This window comes from Pseudomonas sp. CF161 (assembly GCF_000416215.1).
In the GTDB taxonomy this organism is placed as follows: Bacteria; Pseudomonadota; Gammaproteobacteria; order Pseudomonadales; family Pseudomonadaceae; genus Aquipseudomonas.
The window spans coordinates 108061-129540 of sequence record NZ_ATLP01000054.1; the positions used below are offsets into that span (position 1 = coordinate 108061).

Consider the following 21480-nt stretch of genomic DNA (forward strand, 5'->3'; position numbering starts at 1 on the left):
CCGAAAACGTGCGGCGATGGTAACGGATGGGCGCGAAGCTGCAAGTGGCGTCAGCGTAATTGCGCTTCCGGCACGCTGAGGGTGCGCGGGATCAACCCGGCGTCCCAGTGGGCGATACCCCAGTTCAGCACTTCTCGCGGGGTGGCGTCGTCCAGTTCACTGCCGGGCATCTGCCCCAGCGCCCGCAATGCGCGCAGTAACAGGGCTGTGGCCTGATCTTCGGCCAGCGGCGGTGAGCGGTAGGACTTGCCCAGCTTGTTGCCGTCCGGCTGGGTTATCAAGGGCACGTGCAGGTAGCGTGGCTGCGACAGCCCGAGCAACTCTTGCAGGTATAGCTGGCGTGGGGTGGAGTCCAGCAGGTCGGCGCCGCGCACAATATCGGTCACGCCCTGCCAGGCATCGTCCAGCACCACCGCCAGTTGATAGGCGTACAGACCGTCACGCCGACGAATCACGAAATCGCCGACCTCACGTCCCAGATGCTGGCGAAACTCGCCCTGTACCCGATCGTTGAAATGGTATTCCAGCTCCGGTACGCGCAAACGGATCGCGGCATCATCCTGGCCATGGCCAGCGTTGCGGCACAACCCGGGGTAGATCCCTTGATAGGCCTCCAGCTGTTTGCGCGAGCAGGTGCAGGCGTAAGCCAGGCCATGGTTGAACAGGCGATTCAGGACGTCGGCATAGGCATCATGACGCTCGCTCTGGCGGACCATTTCACCGTCCCATTCAAAGCCGTAGCTTTCCAGGGCCTTGAGAATCGCCGCCTGGGCGCCGGGCTCTTCCCGTGGTGGGTCAAGGTCTTCCATGCGCAACAGCCAGCGCCCACCGGCGGCGCGTGCGTCCAGGTACGAGGCCAGGGCCGCCACCAGCGAGCCGAAATGCAGGTAACCGCTGGGCGTCGGGGCGAAACGCCCGATGTATGAGGAGTTCGAGGCAGTCATGGGAGGGCGATTACAGGCTCTGATTCGGTCGACACCAGGTTGGCGCGTGCTGCGGGCTCAGGGAGCGCCATCGGTTGAAATGGCAGAAACAAAAACGGAGCGTTCGCACGCTCCGTCTTTCACTCGGGCCGGCTGTTATTTGCCGACCTGTTTTTCCTTGATTTCGGCCAAGGTCTTGCAGTCGACGCACATGTCGGCTGTAGGACGGGCTTCCAGGCGGCGAATACCGATCTCGACGCCGCAGGATTCGCACCAGCCGTATTCTTCGTCTTCGATCAGTTGCAGGGTTTTGTCGATCTTCTTGATCAACTTGCGCTCACGGTCACGGGCACGCAGTTCAAGGCTGAACTCTTCTTCCTGGCTGGCACGGTCGGCCGGGTCAGGGAAGTTGGCGGCTTCGTCTTTCATGTGGTCAACCGTGCGGTCGACCTCCTGCATCAAGTCCTGTTTCCACTTGTTCAGGATCTTGGTGAAGTGCTCGCGCATGGGCTTGCCCATGTACTCTTCGCCCTTCGTTTCAACGTAGGGTTCGAAGCCACTGATCGATTGGCTGCTCTGTTGCTTTGCTTGGGTGGGCATGAATGGACCGCCTCTACTCTTGTAATCCATTGCGCAGGATTGCTCCATCTCCGACGGTTGCCGGCCCTGCGCCTGCAAGCGGGCGAACTTACCAGAACAAGTCGGAGCGCGCTACTCCCGGTTGTCGAGCCCCCAGCCCACGGCGCTTGCAGATCCTGGAGAGGGTTGCTCCGGCCAGTCCGGGGGCCTGGCCAAAATGTAATTTTAGTCAGTTTTCTGCCCCACGTTGGTGCTCATGGCCCCCGGCCATCGGGCGGAGCCAAGCGCTTTAAAGTCTCTCCTCGCTCCCCGGTTGGGTAGAATCGAGCTTTTGTTCCCTCTCTTATTATATGAAGGAAGGCAAATGGCTCAGCCCTACAGTGCGCGCAGCCGCGCTATCGAACCTTTCCATGTGATGGCCCTGCTGGCGCGCGCCAATGAATTGCAGGCCGCCGGTCGGGATGTCATTCATCTGGAGATCGGCGAGCCGGACTTCACCACGGCCGAGCCGATCATCCAGGCCGGCCAGGCCGCGCTGACCGCCGGCAAGACCCGTTACACCGCTGCCCGCGGGATTCCCGAGCTGCGTACAGCCATTTCCGGTTTCTATCAACAGCGCTACGGCCTGGATATCGACCCGCAGCGCATCCTGATCACCCCGGGCGGCTCCGGCGCCTTGCTGCTGGCCAGCAGCCTGCTGGTCGACCCCGGCAAACACTGGCTGCTGGCGGACCCGGGCTATCCGTGCAACCGGCATTTCCTGCGGCTGGTGGAGGGGGCGGCGCAGTTGGTGCCGGTTGGCCCGGATGTGCGTTACCAACTGACGCCGGATTTGGTGGAGCGTTACTGGGATCAGGACAGCGTCGGCGCATTGGTGGCGTCGCCGGCCAACCCGACTGGGACCATCCTGACTCGCGATGAGCTGGCCGGCCTGTCGGCTGCGATCAAGGCGCGAAATGGTCACCTGGTGGTGGACGAGATCTACCACGGCCTGACCTACGGCACGGATGCCGCCAGTGTGCTGGAGGTCGACGACAGCGCCTTTGTGCTGAACAGTTTTTCCAAGTACTTCGGCATGACCGGTTGGCGCCTGGGTTGGCTGGTAGCCCCGCCAGCAGCCGTCGGCGAGCTCGAAAAGTTGGCGCAGAACCTCTACATCAGCGCCCCGAGCATGGCCCAGTATGCGGCGTTGGCCTGTTTTGAGCCCGCGACCATCAGCATCCTTGAAGAGCGCCGCGCGGAGTTCGGCCGGCGGCGGGACTTTCTCCTGCCGGCGTTGCGCGAGCTGGGCTTTGGCATTGCCGTCGAGCCCGAAGGGGCGTTTTACCTGTATGCAGACATCAGCGCGTTTGGCGGTGATGCCTTTGCCTTCTGTCGACACTTTCTCGAAACCGAGTCCGTGGCGTTCACCCCGGGCCTGGATTTCGGTCGGCATCAGGCCGGGCACCATGTGCGCTTTGCCTACACCCAAAGCCTGCCGCGCCTGCAGGAAGCGGTGGAGCGCATTGCTCGTGGCTTGCGGAGCTGGCAAGGCTGATGCGCTTTCATCCTCCTCTCGAAGAAGGCCGTCTGATACGGCGCTACAAACGGTTCCTGGCGGATATCGAGACCGCCAGCGGCGAACTTCTGACAATCCACTGCCCCAACACCGGCTCGATGTTCAACTGCATGGTCGAGGGCGGGCAGGTCTGGTTCAGTCGGTCCAACGACCCCAAGCGCAAGTTGCCCGGCACCTGGGAAATCAGCGAAACCCCGCAAGGGCGCCTGGCCTGTGTCAACACCGCGCGGGCCAATCCGCTGATTGAAGAGGCGCTGCGCGCCGGGCTGATCAGTGAACTCAATGGGTTTACAGCGCTCAAGCGCGAGGTGCCGTACGGCCAGGAAAACAGCCGCATCGATTTTCGCCTCGACTATGCCGACGGCCCGGCCTTCGTCGAAGTCAAAAGCGTGACCCTGGGGTTCGACGGCACGCCCGTGGCGGCTTTTCCGGATGCCGTGACCCAGCGTGGGGCCAAGCATTTGCGCGAATTGGCAAGCTTGGCGCGCGACGGCGTGCGGGCAGTGCAGTTGTATTGCGTCAACCTGAGCGGGATCGAGGCCGTGCGTCCGGCCGAGGAAATCGACCCGGCCTACGCTGCCGCATTGCGCGAGGCGGTGGCGGCGGGGGTTGAGGTGCTGGCCTATGGCGTGCGCCTGACGGCTGAAGAAGTCTGTGTCGAGCGGCGTCTGGAGGTCTTGCTCAACGGTTAAAGCTGGACCCAGACCCCCTGTTGATCTTCGCGGCAGGGGATGGCGGTCAGGGATTGGCCGGCGCAGGGGCCGGCGACGCATTCACCGTCCTCGATCAGAAACAGCGCGCCGTGGGTCGCGCATTGAATCAGGCTGGCGCTCTGATCGAGGAATTGGTCGGGCTGCCACTCCAGGGCCACGCCCCGGTGCGGGCAGCGATTGGCGTAGACATACACCTGCTGGTTGCGGCGCACGGCGAACAGCTTGACGCCGTCAAGCTCGAAGCCCCGGCTGCAAGCGTCGGGCAGGTGGTCATTGGCGCAAAGAAACTTCATTTCAATCCTCGGGCGCCGGAGGCTTTAAGCTCAGGCTGTCGGTGCGTTTTCGGGTGATTTGCTGAAACACGTCTGTGCTTGACTGCTAAATGCAAACAATTATCAAATGGCCGCTTCGCCCGTTTGCGGCGCTTGCTCATTTCGATGCCCGGGTTACAGGGCTTGTCACATGGACGGCGGCGTCATCGGCTCAATCTTCTATAGGAAATGCTTTTATGCGCCTGAGTGCCAGCGCAATCGCGCTCTGTATCGCAATGCTGGCCGGCCATGCCAACGCGGTCGAGTTGCCGCAACGTTGGGTGAGTGCCGGCGGTGCATTGTCCGAGTGGGTCAGTGCGCTGGGGGCCGAATCGAAGCTGGTCGGTGTCGACACCACCAGCCAGCATCCCGAGTCGCTCAAGACGCTGCCGAGTATCGGTTATCAGCGTCAGTTGTCCGCCGAGGGCATCTTGAGCCTGCGCCCGCAGATTCTGGTCGGCACCGAGGAAATGGGGCCGCCGCCGGTGCTGTCGCAGGTTCGCAGCGCTGGGGTGCAGGTCGAGCTGTTCTCGGCCCAGGCCGATCTGCCGACCCTGCAGCGCACACTTGAGCATCTGGGCCAACTGCTGGGTAACGAGGCCCAGGCCACGCAATTGTTCCAGGGCTATCAGCGGCAGCTTGAGCAACAGCAGGCCAGCGTCAGCCAGGCTCAGGCCAAGCATGCGGCCCCAGGTGTGCTGCTGTTGCTCGGGCATGCCGGTGGCAAGCCGCTGATCGCGGGCAAGGACACGGCGGCGGACTGGATATTGCGCCAGGCGGGTGGCCGCAACCTGGCGACCCACAGCGGTTACAAACCCTTTTCGGTTGAATCGCTGGCCGCTCTCAGCCCGGATGTACTGGTGTTTGCCGACCGCAGCTTGAGCGGTGATGCGGCGCGCGCTGCCTTGTTCAAGGAAAACCCGATTCTGGCCTCCACCGCAGCAGCCAAGTCTGGGCGCGTGGTTGAGCTCGACCCAACGCTCCTCGTGGGCGGGTTGGGTCCGCGCCTGCCGCACAGCCTCAAGGTGCTGGCGGCGACCTTCTACCCTGATGCCGCGAGCTCGGCGAACACCGCTCCATGAAGCCTCTGGTCAAACCTCGTAGTCTGTTTATCGGTCTGAGTGGTCTCTGCCTGCTGGCGATCTGGCTGTCCCTGGCCCTGGGGCCGGTCAGCCTGCCTCTGCTGGATACCCTGCGCGCTGCCTTGCGCATGCTTGGGCTGCCGATCGACGGCCAGGGCCTGGAGCAGGCCGAGCTGATCCTTGGGCAGATCCGCCTGCCGCGCACCCTGCTGGGCCTGGCCGTGGGCGGGGTGCTGGCGTTGTCCGGGGTGGCGATGCAAGGCCTGTTTCGCAACCCGCTGGCCGATCCCGGGCTGGTGGGGGTCTCCAGCGGCGCAGCCTTGGGCGCGGCGCTGGCGATTGTCGGCGGTTCGCTGTTGGGTGGATTGCCGGAGGCCGTTGGGCCTTATTTGCTGTCGTTGTGCGCGTTTCTTGGCGGCCTGGGAGTGACCGCCCTGGTTTATCGCCTGGGGCGGCGTAATGGCCAGACCAACGTGGCGACCATGCTCCTTGCGGGCATCGCGCTGACGGCCCTGGCGAGCTCCGCGGTGGGCCTGTTCACTTATCTGGCGGACGACGCCACCTTGCGCACCCTGACGTTCTGGAACCTGGGCAGCCTCAATGGCGCCAGTTACTCGCGCTTGTGGCCATTGGTGCTGGTGAGCACGGGCGTGGCGTTGTGGTTGCCGCGCCGCGCTCGCGCGCTGAATGCCCTGTTGCTGGGGGAGTCGGAAGCCAGTCACCTGGGCATCGATGTCGAGCGGCTCAAGCGTGAGCTGGTGTTCTGTACTGCGCTGGGTGTCGGCGCGGCAGTTGCCGCCGCCGGCATGATCGGCTTCGTCGGGCTGGTGGTGCCACACCTGATACGTCTGCTGGCGGGCCCTGATCACCGGATTTTGTTACCGGCTTCGATCCTGGCGGGCGCCAGCCTGTTGCTGCTGGCGGACCTGGTGGCGCGCCTGGCGCTGGCACCGGCCGAATTGCCCATCGGTATCGTCACCGCCTTCATTGGTGCACCGTTCTTTCTGTATTTGCTATTGCGAGGGCGTGCCTGATGTTGTGCGTACACAACCTGCATGTCCTGCGCGGTAAAAAAGCCGTGCTGACGGCCATCGACCTTGAGCTCAAGCCTGGGGAAGTACTTGGCGTACTGGGCCCCAATGGCGCGGGCAAAAGCACTTTGCTCGGGGCGTTGTGTGGTGAGTTGCAGCCCGATCAGGGCCAGGTCCTCCTCGATCAGCGCGAACTGGCGCAATGGGGAGGCGCTCAACGGGCCCAGCGGCTGGCGGTCTTGCCGCAACATTCAACGCTGGATTTTGCCTTTCGTGTGGAAGAAGTCGTGGGGATGGGGCGCTTGCCGCACCAGACCGGGCGCGTCCGGGATGACGAAATCGTCCTCGAGGCCCTGCAAGCGGCAGACGCCGCCCATTTGCAAGGGCGCAGCTACCTCGCGCTGTCTGGTGGTGAACGCCAGCGCGTGCACCTGGCGCGGGTGTTGGCTCAGTTATGGCCTGGCCAGGTCGGGCAGACGCTATTGCTCGACGAGCCCACCTCGGCCCTTGATCCCTTGCACCAGCACATCACCCTGCAGGCAATTCGGGCATTTGCCGATCGTGGGGTCGCGGTGCTGGTGATCCTGCATGATCTGAACCTGGCTGCACGCTATTGTGACCGGGTGCTGCTGCTTCAGGGGGGCAGTCCCCATGCGTTGGACACTCCGGAGCAGGTCCTGCGCCCCGAGCCGCTCAAGGCGGTGTTTGGCCTGGAGGTGCTGGTGCAGTCACATCCGGAGCGCGGTCATCCCCTGATCATTGCTCGTTGAGCCATTTGCGGAGGGCGATCCATGCGTGGGCTGGTAGGGTTACTCGCGGTACTGCTGGTTGCGGGGTGCCAGGGCGTGGCGCTGCCGCCATTACCTGAGGCGCAGCGGGCCAGCGATATCATCGAGTTGCGCAGCGGACGGTCACTGTCGACTGCCGAGCTGGTCGAGCGACTGGCCCAGGCGCCCCGGGTGATTGTCGGCGAGCAGCACGACAATGCCGATCACCATGTCCTCCAACTGTGGCTGATGCGGGCACTGGCCAGCCAGCGCCCGCAAGGCAGCCTGTTGCTAGAGATGTTGGTTCCACAGCAGCAGTCGCGGGTCGATACCGTGCGTCAGCAATTGAAGTCCCAGGGGTGGCCCGAGGATCTGCCGGCGGCGCTGGCCTGGCAGCCGGGCTGGGATTGGGCCTTATATGGGCCGATTGTGCGCTTCGCCCTGGCGCAGCCTTATCCACTGCTGGCGGCCAACCTCGACGCCAGCGAAATTCGCCGTATTTATGCTCAGCCTCCGGTTCTGAGTGGCACCCATGCCAATTCCCAGGCGGTCAAGGATCTTTTACAGACCCAGATTCGCGATGCGCATTGCGGTTTATTGCCCGAGAGCCAGGTGCCAGCCATGTTGGCGGTCCAGCAGCAGCGTGATCGGCGCATGGCCGAACGTTTATTGGCGGCGCCGGTTCCAGCTCTGTTTTTCACAGGGGCTTACCACGCTCGCAAGGATGTGGGAGTGCCGGTGCACCTGGCCGATCTCGGCGCGTCCCAGAGCACGGTGGTGCTGATTCTTGCCCAGCAGGGGGCATCGGTGGCGGCCGACAGCGCCGATTACGTCTGGTACACCGCACGGATGCCGGATCAGGATGACTGCGCGCCCTTGCGCAAATAGAACTCAGACGTTGTTACCAGGGACTTTTCCACAGGCAAAAAAAGACCCGGCAAGAGCCGGGTCAAATAACCGTGATTAGCCTGATGAGGAGATAATCTGAGAGTCCGAACCACTGGTCTTCCAGGTTATCGACTGATCTCGCGACCAGTTGTGATAATCATAACGATTCTCATTTCTATGTCAACAAAGCTTTTTCAAGTTTCTTTGATTTCTGCCAAACGCTCGTTTGGATCGCCGGTAAACAGTGGGCTCAGGCGCGGTTGTTCAGGGCGTGCAGCCGGGTGACTTCCTTGTTCAGCAGGTCGATGCGCCGCGCCATGCTCTCGATAAGGCTGTGGGATATGCGTGGATTGCTCATGGTCAGGCTGAGAAATTGCTCCTTGGGAATCAGCATCACGGTGCTCGGTTCGCTAGCAATCACGCTGGCGCTGCGTTTTTCGCCGGTAAATACCGCCATCGCGCCGAAGATTTCATCTTTGGGTACTTCGCCAACGTTGTGACCGTCGACAAAGGCCTGGGCATGGCCTTCGATGATCACGAACACATGGTCCGCCTCATCGCCCTGATCGATCAGCACCTCGCCGGCGGCCACCCGCCTGAAGCCGTTGCTGCTGCGAAACTCCGGTGGTTTCAGTCGCGCCACTGCGTCCGCGAGCAGGGCGGTCTGGCCAAGCAGGTATTGCAGGAACAACTCGGCACGCTGCTCGTCGGCATAGATATGCTGGAACACCGCCGAGCGCAGGTACGGAATCAGGCTCAACTCGGTCTCGCAGTGCAACTGCCAGGCCGGCTGCTCACTGCCGCGCCGCAGCCCGAGCAGGTCACCCTCATGCAGATAGAACAGCGGGCGCTGGTCGATACTGGCTTGTACCTGGCCACTTTCGAGCAAGAACAACTGCTGTCCCGCAAGTACGCTGGAGAGGTCCTGGGCGGCGTCGATCAGCAGGTGATCGCCTGCCGGAGCCAGGCCTTCCAGCAGCTGTGTCGGGATACTTTGCAGTCGATTGATCAGGCTGTCGGCATACGCCGGTTGTTCCCCCAGTAAGTACATGCGGCCCCCGCCAGGTCAGTTCTGATGGCGCGCGGAAATCGCTTCCAGCTGCCGGTTCAGCGCTTCTTTGCGCTCGGCCGGAATGTCGTTCCAATGCACATCCATCAACGCACCTTCAATGGCATACAGCAGAACTTTCGAGGCACGAAAGCCGCGGGTGCGTACAGCCCGGTAAGCATCCACCGCGCCCAGGCGACGCAAGTCCGACGCACTATGGATACCCACTGCATGCAGCCACTGTGCGGACGTCTTGCCAAGGTTTTTCAGATGTTGCAGTTCATCATTCATCAAGCCTCCTTGCGACGGCCGAATGGTGCGTGGGCAAGTCTCAGAGGAGTGTAGCGCTCAGTAGGAAAAGCGCTGTTCTTTGGTCGGTTTCAACGCAAATGCTTCTAAGCCGGACGCTGCGGGGCGCTCAGAGGGGCATTTGGGGGGGCAAAAGAAGAGGCAAAGCGAGGAGTCCAGCGCAAATCCTGGGGCGCCGGACCTGTAGCAGCGGGTTGTTACTTGGTGCGATAACGCAGGCGGGTGCCGAAATTGACCGACATGAGAATTTCATCTGCCGTCAGCTCCGGAGGAAAGTAGGCCCCGGAGATCTGCGCATGGGACAGGCTGGCACCTTCCATCGCCGAACTGCGCAGATCCAGGCCGCGCAAATCGGCGGAGCGGAAATAGGCGTCGGTAAAGTCGATACCCTCGGCGTTCAAGTCGCGCAGGTCGAGGCCACGAAAATCGCCGCCACGCATGTCGATAGGCTGGTCCGTTGGGCGTTCGCGGTTGAACCCGGTGATGTCATCTTTGTGCAGCAGGGCGTACAGCGGGGTGTCGAGAAGCTTGGGTTGGCTCATGGCAACGTCACCTGTTGGATTTATGACGCCATTATAGTGCCACTGTTTTTCAGCCGCGAAGTCTTTCCCTCTTCGCGGCTGAAATAGTTGCTTACAGGCCTGGCAGACGCTGGCGAATATTCGCCACCAGCGCGTCGAGGCTCCCGCTTTCATTGGTTTCCACGCGCTTGCTGCGCAGTACTTCTTCGGCGCTCAGCGGTTCGCGGTTGGCCTGCTGGGCTTCGATGACGGCCAGGTTGGCATCCGATGGGTCGTTTTGATCCGCTTGACGCTGCGCCAACCAGCTGGCGATGACCGCGGGTGGAGCATTGCAGTCGATGATCAGGCAGGGCGCGCCAGTGGCTTCGGCCACCTGGGCTGCAGCATCGCGTTGCGCACGCTTGAGGTAAGTAGCGTCGATGACCACCGGAAAACCGGCCCGCAGGATGATGTCGGCGATTTCATGCAGGCGTGCGTAAGTCGCGGCACTGGCGTCGTTGCTGTAAATGCCGGCATTCGGGTCGTTTTGTACCTGCTGCTCACCGAACAGACGCTTGCGCTCGACATCGGAGCGCAGGCGCACTGCGCCCAGGGCCTCGACCAGACGCATGGCAACGTGGCTTTTACCGACAGCCGACACGCCGCAGGTGATCGCCATGAACCGCGAAGGGATGGTGCTGTAGCTTTCCGCCAGGTTGGCGTAGTTGCGGTATTGGCGCAGGGTCGTGGCACGCTGCACCGGAGTGGCGTCGGCCGGCATGCTGAGCAGGCTGATCTTGGCCCGGACCAGAGCACGGTAGGCTTTATAGAAGTTCAGCAGCTCCAGGCCTTGGTAGTCGCCGGTCAGCTCCAGGTACTGGCTGATAAAGCGGCGAGCAAGGCTTTTCAGGCCACGGTCTTCAAGGTCCATCGCCAGGAAGCCGGTATCGGCATAGACGTCGGTGAAGCGGAACGGTTCGTTGAATTCGATGCAGTCGAAAATCACCACCTGGCCGTTGATCACGGTGGCGTTGCCCAGGTGGATATCACCGTGGCATTCGCGAATGAAGCCGTCAGCCTTGCGCTGGGCGAACAGTGGCTTGAGGCGTTCGAAGCTGCTTTCGGCCCAGGCCTGCAATGCATCCAGTTGCTGCAGGTCAGCCTTGTCGCTGAGGAACGGGCGGATCTGCTCGAAGTTCTGCCGCACCGGTGCCATCACGCTGTCCGGAGTGCCGGCTTCGTGCTCGGCGGGAACGCGCGGTGCGTTGAGGTGGAACTGGGCAATCTGCTTGGCCATCTGGTCGATGTGCGCAGCGGTCAGTTCGCCGTTGGCTTGCAGGGTGCTGAGCAGTTGGCTTTGCGGGAACTGACGCATTTTCAGGGCGTAGTCGACAACCGGTCCGTTGCCACCAAACTGCGGGGCCTCGGCGCTGCCGGTGATCGGCAGCACTTCAAGGTACAAATCTTCGGTCAGGCGCTGATTCAAACGCAGCTCTTCGCCGCAGAAATGCTCACGAGCCTCGAGGCCGGTGAAGTCGAGGAAGCCGAAATTGACCGGTTTCTTCACTTTATAAGCAAAGGGGCCAGTGAGCAGCACCCAGGAAATGTGGGTCTCGATGACCTGGAACCCGTCGACGGGATGTGGATAAAGGGCCGGGTTTTGCAGGGCGGCGATCAGGGACTGGCTCACAGGCGATCCTTCAGAGTCGGAGAAAATTCAAGGCCGTCATTATGGCCGCTTGGGGGGCTGACGCAAACCTCGGGACGCTCCTGTTGAGTATGAATAAAGTGCGTATAATCCGCCGCCATGACTCGTACTCGATCCCCTCGCTCCGCTAAAAAACGTCCCTCTGGTGGCCTGCGCCCCTGGCTGGGCTGGGCTCTTAAGCTCAGTCTGGTCGGCTTGGTGGTGCTCGCCGGCTTTGCGGTTTATCTCGACGCTATCGTCCAGGAGAAATTCTCCGGCAAGCGCTGGACTATTCCGGCCAAGGTCTATGCCCGGCCGTTGGAACTGTTCGTCGGCCAGAAGCTGAGCAAGGAAGACTTTCTCACCGAGCTCGATGCTCTGGGCTATCGCCGCGAAAGCGTGGCCAACGGCCCGGGGGCGGCGGCCGTGAATGGCAATGTGGTGGATTTGAATACCCGCGGCTTTCAGTTCTATGAAGGCCTGGAGCAGGCACAGCCGGTACGGGTGCGGTTTTCTGGTGACTATGTAGCCGAGCTGGCGGGAGCCAAAGGGTCGAAACTGGCGGTGGTGCGCCTGGAGCCCTTGCTGATTGGCGGGTTGTATCCGAAGAACCTCGAAGACCGGATCCTGATCAAGATCGATCAGGTTCCGCCATACCTGCTGGAAACCCTGGTGACCGTGGAAGACCGGGATTTCTACCATCACTTTGGCGTCTCGCCGAAGTCGATTGCCCGGGCGGTCTGGGTCAACACCTCGTCCGGAAAGATGCGTCAGGGCGGCAGTACCTTGACCCAGCAGTTGGTAAAGAACTTTTACCTGACCAACGAGCGCAGCCTGTCACGCAAACTCACCGAGGCCATGATGGCCCTGCTGCTTGAGATGCATTACGACAAGCGCGAGATTCTCGAGGCCTACCTCAACGAGGTCTTCGTCGGGCAGGACGGTCAGCGCGCGGTGCACGGTTTCGGCCTGGCCAGTCAGTTCTTCTTCAGTCAGCCGCTGTCTGAACTCAAGTTGCATCAGGTGGCCTTGCTGGTGGGCATGGTCAAGGGGCCTTCGGCCTATAACCCTCGGCGCTATCCGGAGCGCGCGCTTGAGCGGCGCAACCTGGTGCTCGACCTGCTGGCGCAACAAGGCGTCGCCACGCCCGAGCAAGTTGAAGCCGCGAAGAAGATGCCGCTGGGCGTAACCAAGCGCGGCAGCCTTGCCGACAGCTCATTCCCGGGCTTCCTCGACCTGGTCAAGCGTCAATTGCGTGAAGACTACCGCGACGAAGACTTGACCGAGGAAGGGCTGCGCATTTTCACCAGCTTCGACCCGATCCTGCAGATGAAGGCCGAAGCCTCGGTCAATGACACCTTCAAGCGGCTGGCAGGGCGCAAGGGGTCCGAGGATGTCGAAGCCGCGATGGTCGTGACCAACCCGGAAACGGGAGAGGTTCAGGCCATGATTGGCAGCCGCCAGGCCAGCTTTGCCGGTTTCAACCGTGCGCTGGATGCGGTACGCCCGATCGGCTCGCTGATCAAGCCGGCGGTCTACCTGACCGCGCTGGAAAAACCCAGCCAGTACACCCTGACCAGTTGGCTGTCCGATGAGGCGTTCTCGGTCAAGGGCGCGGACGGCCAGGTGTGGAAGCCGCAGAACTACGATCGCCGCTCCCACGGTACGGTATTCCTCTATCAGGGCCTGGCTCACTCCTACAACCTGTCGACCGCCCGTCTTGGCCTGGAAGTCGGCGTGCCGAATGTGCTCAAGACCCTGGCGCGGCTGGGGGTTTCCCGCGAATTTCCGGCATTCCCTTCGATGCTGCTGGGGGCGGGCGGTTTGAGCCCGATGGAAGTGGCGACCATGTACCAGACCCTGGCCAACGGCGGTTTCAACACGCCGATGCGCGGGATCCGCAGCGTGCTGACGGCCGAGGGTGAACCGCTCAAGCGCTACCCGTTCCAGATCCAGCAGCGTTTTGACCCAGGTTCGATTTACCTGATCCAGAGCGCCATGCAGCGAGTGATGCGTGAAGGCACCGGCAGCTCGGTCTATAACGTGCTGCCCAAATCCCTGGCGCTGGCGGGCAAGACCGGTACCAGTAACGACTCGCGCGACAGTTGGTTTGCCGGGTTCAGCCAGGACCTGCTGGCCGTGGTCTGGCTGGGGCGTGACGATAACGGCAAGACGCCGTTCACCGGCGCCACCGGCGCACTGCAGGTCTGGACCAGTTTTATGCGCAAGGCCGACCCCTTGCCGCTGGATATGCCACAACCGGATAACGTGGTTCAGGCATGGGTCGATTCCCGTACCGGACAGGGCTCCGATGCCAACTGTCCGGGAGCGGTGCAGATGCCGTATATTCGCGGCAGCGAACCGCCTCCCGGCGCGGCGTGTGGTGGCGAAAGCCCTGCATCCGGCGACTCGGTGACGGATTGGATCAAGGGCTGGATGAACTAAGCAAAGAGGGTTTGACGTGAACAAGTGGTGGGTTCCAGCTATTACAGCTCTGGCTTTGCTCAGCGGCTGCTCCAGCGTGCAGCGCGGTTCGATCCCGGTGGTCGATGCCGGTACTGCGGTCTCCAACAGTGAGCGGATTTCAGCTAACGGCGGCTTCCGGCAGACGACTATCAAGCGGCCGGCTCAGGCGCAGTCGCAGAATATCCCGCAGGATTCCGGCGTGGTGGTGATGGTGCCAGGAGGCGGTGCGACGACATCGGCCCCTATCAGCTCATCGCCTATTACCCCGGGTCCGATTATTCCAGGGCCGGTTGATTCGGCGCCGATCAACCAGGGCACCTACAACATGCCGTCGAGTTCGATCCCGTCGGCCAGCGCCGGCGGTTTGTCGGCGGACGAGCAGTTGGATGGTCCGGTGCTGGCCTTGCTCAGTACCGCCCAGCAACAGCAGGCCAGCGGGGACCTGAATGGCGCCTCGTCGAGCCTTGAGCGAGCGCAACGGGTAGCCCCGCGCGAGCCACAGGTGCTCTACCGCCTGGCGCAGGTGCGCATGGAGCAGGGCGACGCGCCTCAGGCCGAGCAGTTCGCTCGCCGTGGGCTGACCCTGGCTTCCGGTCGTCCGGCCTTGCAGGCAAGCCTGTGGGGGCTGATCGCCCAGGCGCGCGAGAAACAGGGCGATGCCGCCGGCGCCGCGCTGGCTCGTCAAAAAGCCAAGGTCTCACTCTGATGGATGGGCGCTTTCCCGAGATCGCCGAACAGTTGCTGCTGATCGAGCGTGAACTGCGGCTGCTGGGGTTGTGGGATGAGGTTTCGCCCAGTGCCGAAGCCTTGTCCAGCCAAGAGCCGTTCAGCGTCGACACGCTGGATTTCGAGCAGTGGCTGCAGTGGATTTTCCTGCCGCGCATGAAGCTGATTCTGGAGCAGGACCTGCCGTTGCCCAACGCCTCGGGGATTCAGGAGATGGCCGAGATGGTCTTCGCCAGTCGGGACATGCAGGGCAGGGATCGGCAGTTGCAGGTCTTGCTCAAAGAGTTCGATCAACTGATCGTCGCCACGCGCTGAATCTCAACCGCCAGTTTTCACTGGCGGTTTTTCTTTGGGCCCTGGACGCCAGACTCAGGCTCCCGGTCCTTCAAGCAACGCACATTTTCCCCGCTCAGATTTCGATGGCGTGCAGCTCGTGAAGGGCGCTCGTCAAGGCTTGCGGGTTCGTAGATGTCCCAGACCTGCGAGAGATTGCGCAATTGAGACTTACGCAGTTGCCGTTTTGAGGTTTTTTCTTGCGTTCTCATGCGCTTAGTTCGAATTAAGTACATTGACGTCTTGACTTGGAGAGGGCGAAACAGAAGAATCTCAAGTCCGCTGTAGAGGGACTGCCAGAAGCAGGCCCACTCAGCAGATCATGAGGCGCATATCCGCGCCGACCTGCTACACCCGCAACGCGTTACCTCGCGCTGGGTGGGAAGCCCCCGCAACACTTTGGGGCGCTCCCAATACTTGCTCAGTCAGTGCTGACGTAGTCGGCGACCACCGTCGCTCATGCTCTGCTGAGAAGTAAACCTATTAAGACCCGCCTCCTTTTGAGGGCGGTATTCTGGCGTTTTAGAGGTGAACAACGTGGAGCTTTTATCTGGCGGTGAGATGCTCGTCCGCTTTTTGCGTGACGAAGGCGTCAAATATATCTATGGGTACCCAGGTGGTGCTCTCCTTCATGTCTACGATGCCCTGTTCAAAGAACCGGAAGTGACCCATATCCTGGTTCGTCACGAACAGGCTGCTACCCATATGGCTGACGGCTATGCCCGTGCCACCGGTAAAGCCGGCGTGGTACTGGTGACTTCCGGCCCTGGCGCGACCAATGCCATCACCGGTATCGCCACTGCCTATATGGACTCGATTCCAATGGTGATCATCTCCGGTCAGGTGCCCAGCACCATGGTCGGCACCGACGCGTTCCAGGAAACCGACATGATCGGTATCTCCCGGCCGATCGTGAAGCACAGCTTCATGATCAAGCACGCTTCGGAAATCCCGGAAGTCATGAAGAAAGCCTTCTACCTGGCGCAATCCGGTCGTCCGGGCCCGGTGGTGGTCGATATCCCTAAAGATATGACCAACCCGGCTGAAAAGTTCGAATACGTTTTTCCCAAGAAAGCCAAGCTGCGTTCCTACAGCCCGGCTGTCCGCGGTCACTCCGGGCAAATCCGCAAGGCGGCAGAAATGCTCCTGGCGGCCAAGCGTCCTGTGCTGTACGCAGGCGGTGGGGTGATCCTCGGTGGTGGTTCCGCACCGCTGACCGAGCTGGCCAAGATGCTCAATCTGCCAGTGACCAATACCTTGATGGGCCTGGGTGCCTATCCGGGTACTGATCGGCAGTTCGTCGGCATGCTCGGCATGCACGGCAGCTACACGGCCAACCTGACGATGCACCATGCCGATGTGATTCTGGCAGTGGGTGCGCGCTTCGATGACCGGGTTATCAACGGTGCGCCGAAGTTCTGCCCGAATGCCAAGATCATCCATGTCGATATCGACCCGGCTTCCATCTCCAAGACCATCAAGGCCGATGTGCCTATCGTGGGGCCGGTAGAGAGCGTCTTGACCGAGATGGTCGCGGCACTCAAGGAAATCGGCGAGACCCCGAACAAGGACACGGTTGCCAGTTGGTGGAAGCAGATCGAAGAGTGGCGCGGTGATCGTGGCCTGTTCCCTTATGACAAGGGCGACGGCAGCATCATCAAGCCGCAGACCGTGATCGAAACCCTGTGCGAAGTGACCAAGGGCGATGCCTATGTTGCTTCCGACGTGGGCCAGCACCAAATGTTCGCGGCGCAGTACTACACGTTCGACAAGCCTAACCGCTGGATCAACTCCGGTGGCCTGGGCACCATGGGCTTCGGTTTCCCGGCGGCCATGGGCATCAAGTTGAGCTTCCCGGATGCCGACGTCGTCTGCGTGACAGGCGAGGGCAGTATCCAGATGAACATTCAGGAGCTGTCCACCTGCCTGCAATATGGTTTGCCGGTCAAAATCGTCATCCTGAACAACGGTGTTCTGGGCATGGTTCGCCAGTGGCAAGACATGAGCTATGGCAGCCGTCACTCCCATTCCTACATGGAATCGCTGCCTGACTTCGTCAAGCTGGCTGAGGCCTATGGCCACGTTGGCATGCGCATCAGCGACTCGAAAGAATTGAAGTCGAAGATGCAAGAGGCGTTTGCCATGAAGGATCGCCTGGTGGTGCTCGATATTTCGGTCGACACCAGCGAGCACGTCTACCCGATGCAGATCAAAGACGGCTCGATGCGCGATATGTGGCTGAGCAAGACGGAGCGTACTTAATCATGCGGCACATTATCTCCTTGCTTCTGGAAAACGAACCGGGTGCCTTGTCTCGTGTAGTCGGCCTGTTTTCGCAACGTAACTACAACATCGAAAGCCTGACCGTGGCACCGACCGAAGACCCGACCCTGTCGCGTCTGACGCTGACCACTGTCGGCCACGATGAGGTGATCGAGCAGATCACCAAAAACCTGAACAAACTGATCGAAGTGGTCAAGTTGGTCGACCTGTCGGAGAGTGCTCATATCGAGCGTGAACTGATGCTGGTCAAGGTCAAGGCCACCGGCGCCCAGCGCGCCGAGATCAAGCGCACCACCGATATTTACCGTGGGCAGATCGTCGATGTCAGCGCCAGCGTGTATACCGTTCAATTGACCGGTACCAGCGACAAGCTCGACAGCTTCATTCAGTCCATCGGCACCGCCTCGATTCTGGAAACCGTCCGTAGCGGCGTAACCGGCATTGCTCGCGGCGACAAAGTACTCAGCATCTAAACCAAATTAGCGAATGGCCTGAACGGCCTGGATATATAGGGGAAATTCATGAAAGTTTTCTACGATAAAGACTGCGACCTGTCGATCATCCAGGGCAAGAAAGTTGCCATCATCGGTTACGGTTCCCAGGGCCACGCTCAAGCGTGCAACCTGAAAGACTCCGGCGTTGACGTCACTGTCGGCCTGCGTAAAGGCTCGGCTACCGTTGCCAAGGCTGAAGCTCACGGCTTGAAAGTGACTGACGTTGCTTCTGCTGTTGCTGCTGCCGACCTGGTCATGATCCTGACCCCGGACGAGTTCCAGTCCTCGCTGTACAAGAACGAAATCGAGCCGAACATCAAGAAAGGCGCCACCCTGGCCTTCTCCCACGGCTTCGCGATCCACTACAACCAGGTTGTGCCGCGCGCTGACCTCGACGTGATCATGATCGCGCCGAAGGCTCCGGGCCACACCGTACGTTCCGAGTTCGTGAAGGGCGGCGGTATTCCTGACCTGATCGCTATCTACCAGGACGCTTCGGGCAACGCCAAGAACGTTGCACTGTCTTACGCCGCAGGCGTGGGCGGCGGCCGTACCGGCATCATCGAAACCACCTTCAAGGACGAGACTGAAACCGACCTGTTCGGCGAACAAGCTGTTCTGTGCGGCGGTACCGTTGAGCTGGTCAAGGCCGGTTTCGAAACCCTGGTTGAAGCGGGCTACGCGCCAGAAATGGCCTACTTCGAGTGCCTGCACGAACTGAAACTGATCGTCGACCTCATGTACGAAGGCGGTATCGCCAACATGAACTACTCGATCTCCAACAACGCCGAGTACGGCGAGTACGTGACCGGTCCGGAAGTGATCAACGCCGAATCCCGTCAGGCCATGCGCAACGCCCTGAAACGCATTCAGGACGGTGAGTACGCGAAGATGTTCATCAGCGAAGGTGCTACCGGCTACCCTTCGATGACTGCCAAGCGTCGCAACAACGCCGCACACGGCATCGAAATCATTGGTGAGCAACTGCGCTCGATGATGCCGTGGATCGGTGCCAACAAGATCGTCGACAAAGCCAAAAACTAAGTCGCGAACTTGCACGGAAAACGCGGCCTAGGCCGCGTTTTTTCGTTTGGGGGGCGGGTTCTGGTATAAAGCTGCATCGTTTGCGATGCGAACCGTTGTTGCAGACACCTGTCGAAACTTTCCACACCGTTGCAAGGTAATGTCCATGAGCGAACGTCCCGAAGAGCCAAACCAGGCCTCTGACGCCGAAAGCCTGCTACCGATCGATGAGCATGTCGAAGAAGGGCATGATGCTGAAGGCCGTAAAGTCCGGCATCGTGGTATCTATCTGCTGCCGAATCTGTTCACCACCGCGAATCTGTTCGCGGGGTTCTACTCCATCATCAGTTCCATGAGCGCGCAAAGTGCAATGAGTGCGGGCGACTCCGTTGCTGCGAGCAAGTACTTTGCATTCGCCGCCATCGCGATTTTCGTCGCCATGGTGCTCGACGGCCTGGATGGTCGTGTTGCCCGCATGACCAATACCCAGAGCGCCTTTGGCGCCGAATACGACTCCTTGTCTGACATGGTCGCGTTCGGTGTTGCCCCGGCCTTGCTGGCATTTGGCTGGGCCTTGGGCGACATGGGCAAGGTCGGGTGGATGGTTGCCTTCATCTATGTGGCTGGGGCGGCATTGCGTCTGGCACGGTTCAATACCCAGGTTGGGACTGCCGACAAGCGTTACTTCATCGGTCTGGCCAGTCCGGCAGCGGCGGGTGTCGTGGCGGGGATTGTCTGGGCGTTCAGCGACTACGGGATCCAGGGTTCGAAGATGTCGTTCCTGGTGGCGCTGCTGGTTGCGGCGGCCGGCATGCTGATGGTCAGCAACATCAAGTACAACAGCTTCAAGGAACTGGACCTCAGAGGCCGGGTGCCTTTTGTGGCAATCCTGGCGGTGGTACTGGTGTTTGCGGTGGTGTTCAGCGACCCGCCGCGTATTCTGCTGCTGGTTTTCCTCGCCTATGCGGCCTCCGGCCCGGTTCAGTACTTGTTGCGCCTTCGTCGGCATAAAAGCGGCGAGTGATGTAATTTCCCCCATACTCCGCAGTCTATTGGTGCATCAGTTCTCCAATCCTGCGGAGTTGCCATGTTGATCAAAGTGCCAAAGGCGTCTGACTGCAAAGAGTCGGATGTCACCTCGGAATCCCTCTATTTCTCTCGACGCCGCCTGCTGGGCGGAGCGATGGCCGGCCTGGCGGTCAGTGGCCTGCCGCGCTGGGCTGGCGCGGCTGAGGCACCGCGCTATGCGGATGTCGAGGCGGGCAGGGCGCCCTCCTGGTTCACCGAGAAGTTGCCAAGCACACACTGGCAGGCGGTGACGGTCAAGGACGAGGCGATCACACCCTTCAAGGATGCGACTCACTACAACAACTTCTATGAGTTCGGTACTGACAAGGGCGATCCGGCGGCTAACGCGGGATCGCTGAAGACCGAGCCTTGGAGTGTGGTGATCGACGGTGAGGTGGCCAAGCCGGGTCGCTATGCACTGGAGGACTTCATGAAGCCCTACGCGTTGGAGGAGCGTATCTACCGTCTGCGCTGTGTCGAGGCTTGGTCGATGGTGATCCCCTGGATCGGTTTTCCCATCTCGGCGTTGCTCAAGCAGGTCGAACCTACCGCCAGCGCCAAGTTCATCCGTTTCGAAACCCTGCAGGATCCCAAAAGCATGCCCGGTCAGCGTTCAGGTTTCGCCTTGATCGACTGGCCTTATGTAGAGGGCCTGCGTCTGGATGAAGCGATGAATCCATTGGCGATCCTCGCCGTCGGCATGTACGGGCGCGAACTGCCCAATCAGAACGGTGCTCCACTGCGGCTGGTGGTGCCGTGGAAATATGGTTTCAAGAGCATCAAATCCATAGTGCGCATCAGTCTGGTGAGCGAGCAGCCGAAAACCACCTGGCAAAGCATCGCGGCCGATGAGTACGGCTTTTATGCGAACGTGAATCCCACCGTCGACCACCCGCGCTGGACCCAGGCGCGGGAGCGGCGTTTACCCAGCGGTCTGTTCAAGCCCAATGTGCGTGAGACCCAGATGTTCAACGGTTACTCGGATGAGGTCGCCTCCTTATATAGTGGCCTCGATTTGCGGGCGAACTACTGATGCGTTATCCGCTCTGGCGCGTGGCGATATTTATCGCAGTGGCGGTATGGCCGCTGTATTGGCTATTCCAGGCGGGAGACTCAGCGCTGGGGCCGGATCCTGGCAAAGTGCTGGTTGATCGCCTGGGGCTGGGTACTTTGATTCTGCTGTTGATCACCCTGGGCATGACCCCTTTGCAAAAGCTGACGGGCTGGGCTGGCTGGATTGCGGTGCGACGGCAACTGGGTTTGTGGTGTTTTGCCTATGTGGTGCTGCACTTGAGTGCCTACGCCGTGTTTATCCTCGCGCTGGACTGGTCGCAGTTGGGCGTGGAGCTGCGTAAGCGGCCTTACATTATTGTCGGCACCCTGGGTTTTGCAGGATTGCTGGTGCTGGCGGTGACATCTAATCGCTACAGCCAGCGTCGCCTCGGTAGCGGGTGGAAGAAGTTGCACCGCTTGATCTACGCCATTTTGGGGCTGGGCCTGTTGCATATGCTGTGGATCGTTCGCGCCGATCTCAAGGAGTGGGCGATCTATGCCTTTATAGGGGGGCTGTTATTGGTGCTGCGCATACCCCCTGTAACGCGCCGGATACCCCGCTTAATAGCTAAAAAGTCACCTTCTGCAACAAAAGCGTAATTAACCCTTGACGGCAGATTCTGGAAGTCTATAATTCG

At 60.9% G+C, this 21480-nt stretch carries 22 protein-coding genes; 15 read left to right on the plus strand and 7 right to left on the minus strand.

Annotated elements, in window-relative coordinates; all coding sequences use genetic code 11:
• Nucleotides 1-50 precede the first annotated feature (50 nt).
• Together gluQRS and dksA are read right to left on the minus strand one after the other, a co-directional pair.
• The gene (gene gluQRS, locus CF161_RS10175; RefSeq protein WP_020296494.1) at nucleotides 51-944 is read right to left on the minus strand and encodes a tRNA glutamyl-Q(34) synthetase GluQRS; all 894 of its coding nucleotides are present in this window, start codon (nucleotides 942-944) and stop codon (nucleotides 51-53) included.
• Between the two features lie 135 nt (nucleotides 945-1079).
• Nucleotides 1080-1523 carry an RNA polymerase-binding protein DksA gene (dksA, locus tag CF161_RS10180; protein ID WP_020296495.1) on the minus strand — a complete coding sequence of 148 codons (444 nt, stop codon included), beginning with the start codon at nucleotides 1521-1523 and terminating at the stop codon, nucleotides 1080-1082.
• Between the two features lie 343 nt (nucleotides 1524-1866).
• Between dksA and CF161_RS10185 the strand changes: the two genes are divergently transcribed.
• The gene (locus CF161_RS10185; protein WP_020296496.1) at nucleotides 1867-3039 is read left to right on the plus strand and encodes a pyridoxal phosphate-dependent aminotransferase; all 1173 of its coding nucleotides are present in this window, start codon (nucleotides 1867-1869) and stop codon (nucleotides 3037-3039) included.
• Nucleotides 3039-3752, plus strand: a complete 714-nt coding sequence (gene sfsA, locus CF161_RS10190; RefSeq protein ID WP_020296497.1) for a DNA/RNA nuclease SfsA — start codon at nucleotides 3039-3041, stop codon at nucleotides 3750-3752. The genes CF161_RS10185 and sfsA overlap by 1 nt, the downstream gene beginning before the upstream one ends.
• On the opposite strand, the gene CF161_RS10195 is transcribed toward sfsA, so the two are convergent.
• Complete coding sequence (locus CF161_RS10195) at nucleotides 3749-4066, minus strand: Rieske (2Fe-2S) protein (protein ID WP_020296498.1); 318 nt, start codon at nucleotides 4064-4066, stop codon at nucleotides 3749-3751. The genes sfsA and CF161_RS10195 overlap by 4 nt on opposite strands.
• A 215-nt stretch (nucleotides 4067-4281) precedes the next feature.
• On the opposite strand from CF161_RS10195, the gene CF161_RS10200 reads away from it, so the two are divergent.
• Genes CF161_RS10200 through CF161_RS10215 form a run of 4 tightly spaced genes read left to right on the plus strand, consistent with a single transcriptional unit; the run spans nucleotide 4282 to nucleotide 7852 of the window.
• The gene (locus CF161_RS10200; RefSeq protein WP_020296499.1) at nucleotides 4282-5166 is read left to right on the plus strand and encodes a hemin ABC transporter substrate-binding protein; all 885 of its coding nucleotides are present in this window, start codon (nucleotides 4282-4284) and stop codon (nucleotides 5164-5166) included.
• A 50-nt stretch (nucleotides 5167-5216) separates the two neighbouring features.
• Nucleotides 5217-6200, plus strand: coding sequence for an iron ABC transporter permease (locus CF161_RS10205; protein WP_177326766.1), 984 nt, complete (start codon nucleotides 5217-5219; stop codon nucleotides 6198-6200).
• Nucleotides 6200-6967 carry a heme ABC transporter ATP-binding protein gene (locus tag CF161_RS10210; RefSeq protein WP_020296501.1) on the plus strand — a complete coding sequence of 256 codons (768 nt, stop codon included), beginning with the start codon at nucleotides 6200-6202 and terminating at the stop codon, nucleotides 6965-6967. The genes CF161_RS10205 and CF161_RS10210 overlap by 1 nt, the downstream gene beginning before the upstream one ends.
• Nucleotides 6968-6988: 21 nt before the next feature.
• Nucleotides 6989-7852, plus strand: a complete 864-nt coding sequence (locus tag CF161_RS10215) for a ChaN family lipoprotein (protein WP_020296502.1) — start codon at nucleotides 6989-6991, stop codon at nucleotides 7850-7852.
• Between the two features lie 250 nt (nucleotides 7853-8102).
• Here the strand turns inward: CF161_RS10215 and CF161_RS10220 are convergent, their stop codons facing one another.
• From CF161_RS10220 to CF161_RS10235, 4 genes are all read right to left on the minus strand, one after another.
• Complete coding sequence (locus CF161_RS10220; protein ID WP_020296503.1) at nucleotides 8103-8903, minus strand: Crp/Fnr family transcriptional regulator; 801 nt, start codon at nucleotides 8901-8903, stop codon at nucleotides 8103-8105.
• A gap of 15 nt (nucleotides 8904-8918) precedes the next feature.
• Nucleotides 8919-9191: a TfoX/Sxy family protein gene (locus tag CF161_RS10225; protein ID WP_020296504.1), complete on the minus strand. Its 273-nt coding sequence runs from the start codon at nucleotides 9189-9191 to the stop codon at nucleotides 8919-8921.
• A 215-nt stretch (nucleotides 9192-9406) separates the two neighbouring features.
• Nucleotides 9407-9751, minus strand: coding sequence for a pentapeptide repeat-containing protein (locus tag CF161_RS10230; RefSeq protein WP_020296505.1), 345 nt, complete (start codon nucleotides 9749-9751; stop codon nucleotides 9407-9409).
• A 91-nt stretch (nucleotides 9752-9842) separates the two neighbouring features.
• The gene (locus CF161_RS10235; protein WP_020296506.1) at nucleotides 9843-11399 is read right to left on the minus strand and encodes a bifunctional aminoglycoside phosphotransferase/ATP-binding protein; all 1557 of its coding nucleotides are present in this window, start codon (nucleotides 11397-11399) and stop codon (nucleotides 9843-9845) included.
• 117 nt (nucleotides 11400-11516) lie between these two features.
• On the opposite strand from CF161_RS10235, the gene mrcB reads away from it, so the two are divergent.
• The 9 genes from mrcB to msrQ all read left to right on the plus strand — a co-directional run bounded on the left by mrcB (nucleotide 11517) and on the right by msrQ (nucleotide 21442).
• Complete coding sequence (gene mrcB / locus CF161_RS10240; protein WP_020296507.1) at nucleotides 11517-13841, plus strand: penicillin-binding protein 1B; 2325 nt, start codon at nucleotides 11517-11519, stop codon at nucleotides 13839-13841.
• A gap of 16 nt (nucleotides 13842-13857) precedes the next feature.
• A complete protein-coding gene (locus CF161_RS10245) occupies nucleotides 13858-14568 on the plus strand; it encodes a M48 family metallopeptidase (RefSeq protein WP_043229073.1) in 711 nt (236 codons plus the stop codon).
• On the plus strand, nucleotides 14568-14903 hold the full coding sequence (locus CF161_RS10250; RefSeq protein WP_020296509.1) for a YqcC family protein: 336 nt from the start codon (nucleotides 14568-14570) through the stop codon (nucleotides 14901-14903). Before CF161_RS10245 ends, CF161_RS10250 begins: the two co-directional genes overlap by 1 nt.
• 555 nt (nucleotides 14904-15458) lie before the next feature.
• Complete coding sequence (locus CF161_RS10255; RefSeq protein WP_020296510.1) at nucleotides 15459-17183, plus strand: acetolactate synthase 3 large subunit; 1725 nt, start codon at nucleotides 15459-15461, stop codon at nucleotides 17181-17183.
• Nucleotides 17184-17185: 2 nt separating this feature from the next.
• Nucleotides 17186-17677, plus strand: a complete 492-nt coding sequence (gene ilvN / locus CF161_RS10260) for an acetolactate synthase small subunit (RefSeq protein ID WP_003176102.1) — start codon at nucleotides 17186-17188, stop codon at nucleotides 17675-17677.
• 48 nt (nucleotides 17678-17725) lie between these two features.
• Entirely contained in the window at nucleotides 17726-18742 is a 1017-nt protein-coding gene (gene ilvC, locus CF161_RS10265; RefSeq protein WP_003228216.1) for a ketol-acid reductoisomerase, read from the plus strand.
• A gap of 145 nt (nucleotides 18743-18887) precedes the next feature.
• Nucleotides 18888-19745, plus strand: a complete 858-nt coding sequence (gene pssA / locus CF161_RS10270) for a CDP-diacylglycerol--serine O-phosphatidyltransferase (RefSeq protein WP_020296511.1) — start codon at nucleotides 18888-18890, stop codon at nucleotides 19743-19745.
• A 63-nt stretch (nucleotides 19746-19808) separates the two neighbouring features.
• Nucleotides 19809-20822, plus strand: coding sequence for a protein-methionine-sulfoxide reductase catalytic subunit MsrP (msrP, locus tag CF161_RS10275; RefSeq protein WP_020296512.1), 1014 nt, complete (start codon nucleotides 19809-19811; stop codon nucleotides 20820-20822).
• The gene (gene msrQ / locus CF161_RS10280; protein WP_020296513.1) at nucleotides 20822-21442 is read left to right on the plus strand and encodes a protein-methionine-sulfoxide reductase heme-binding subunit MsrQ; all 621 of its coding nucleotides are present in this window, start codon (nucleotides 20822-20824) and stop codon (nucleotides 21440-21442) included. The genes msrP and msrQ overlap by 1 nt, the downstream gene beginning before the upstream one ends.
• Nucleotides 21443-21480: the final 38 nt, after the last annotated feature.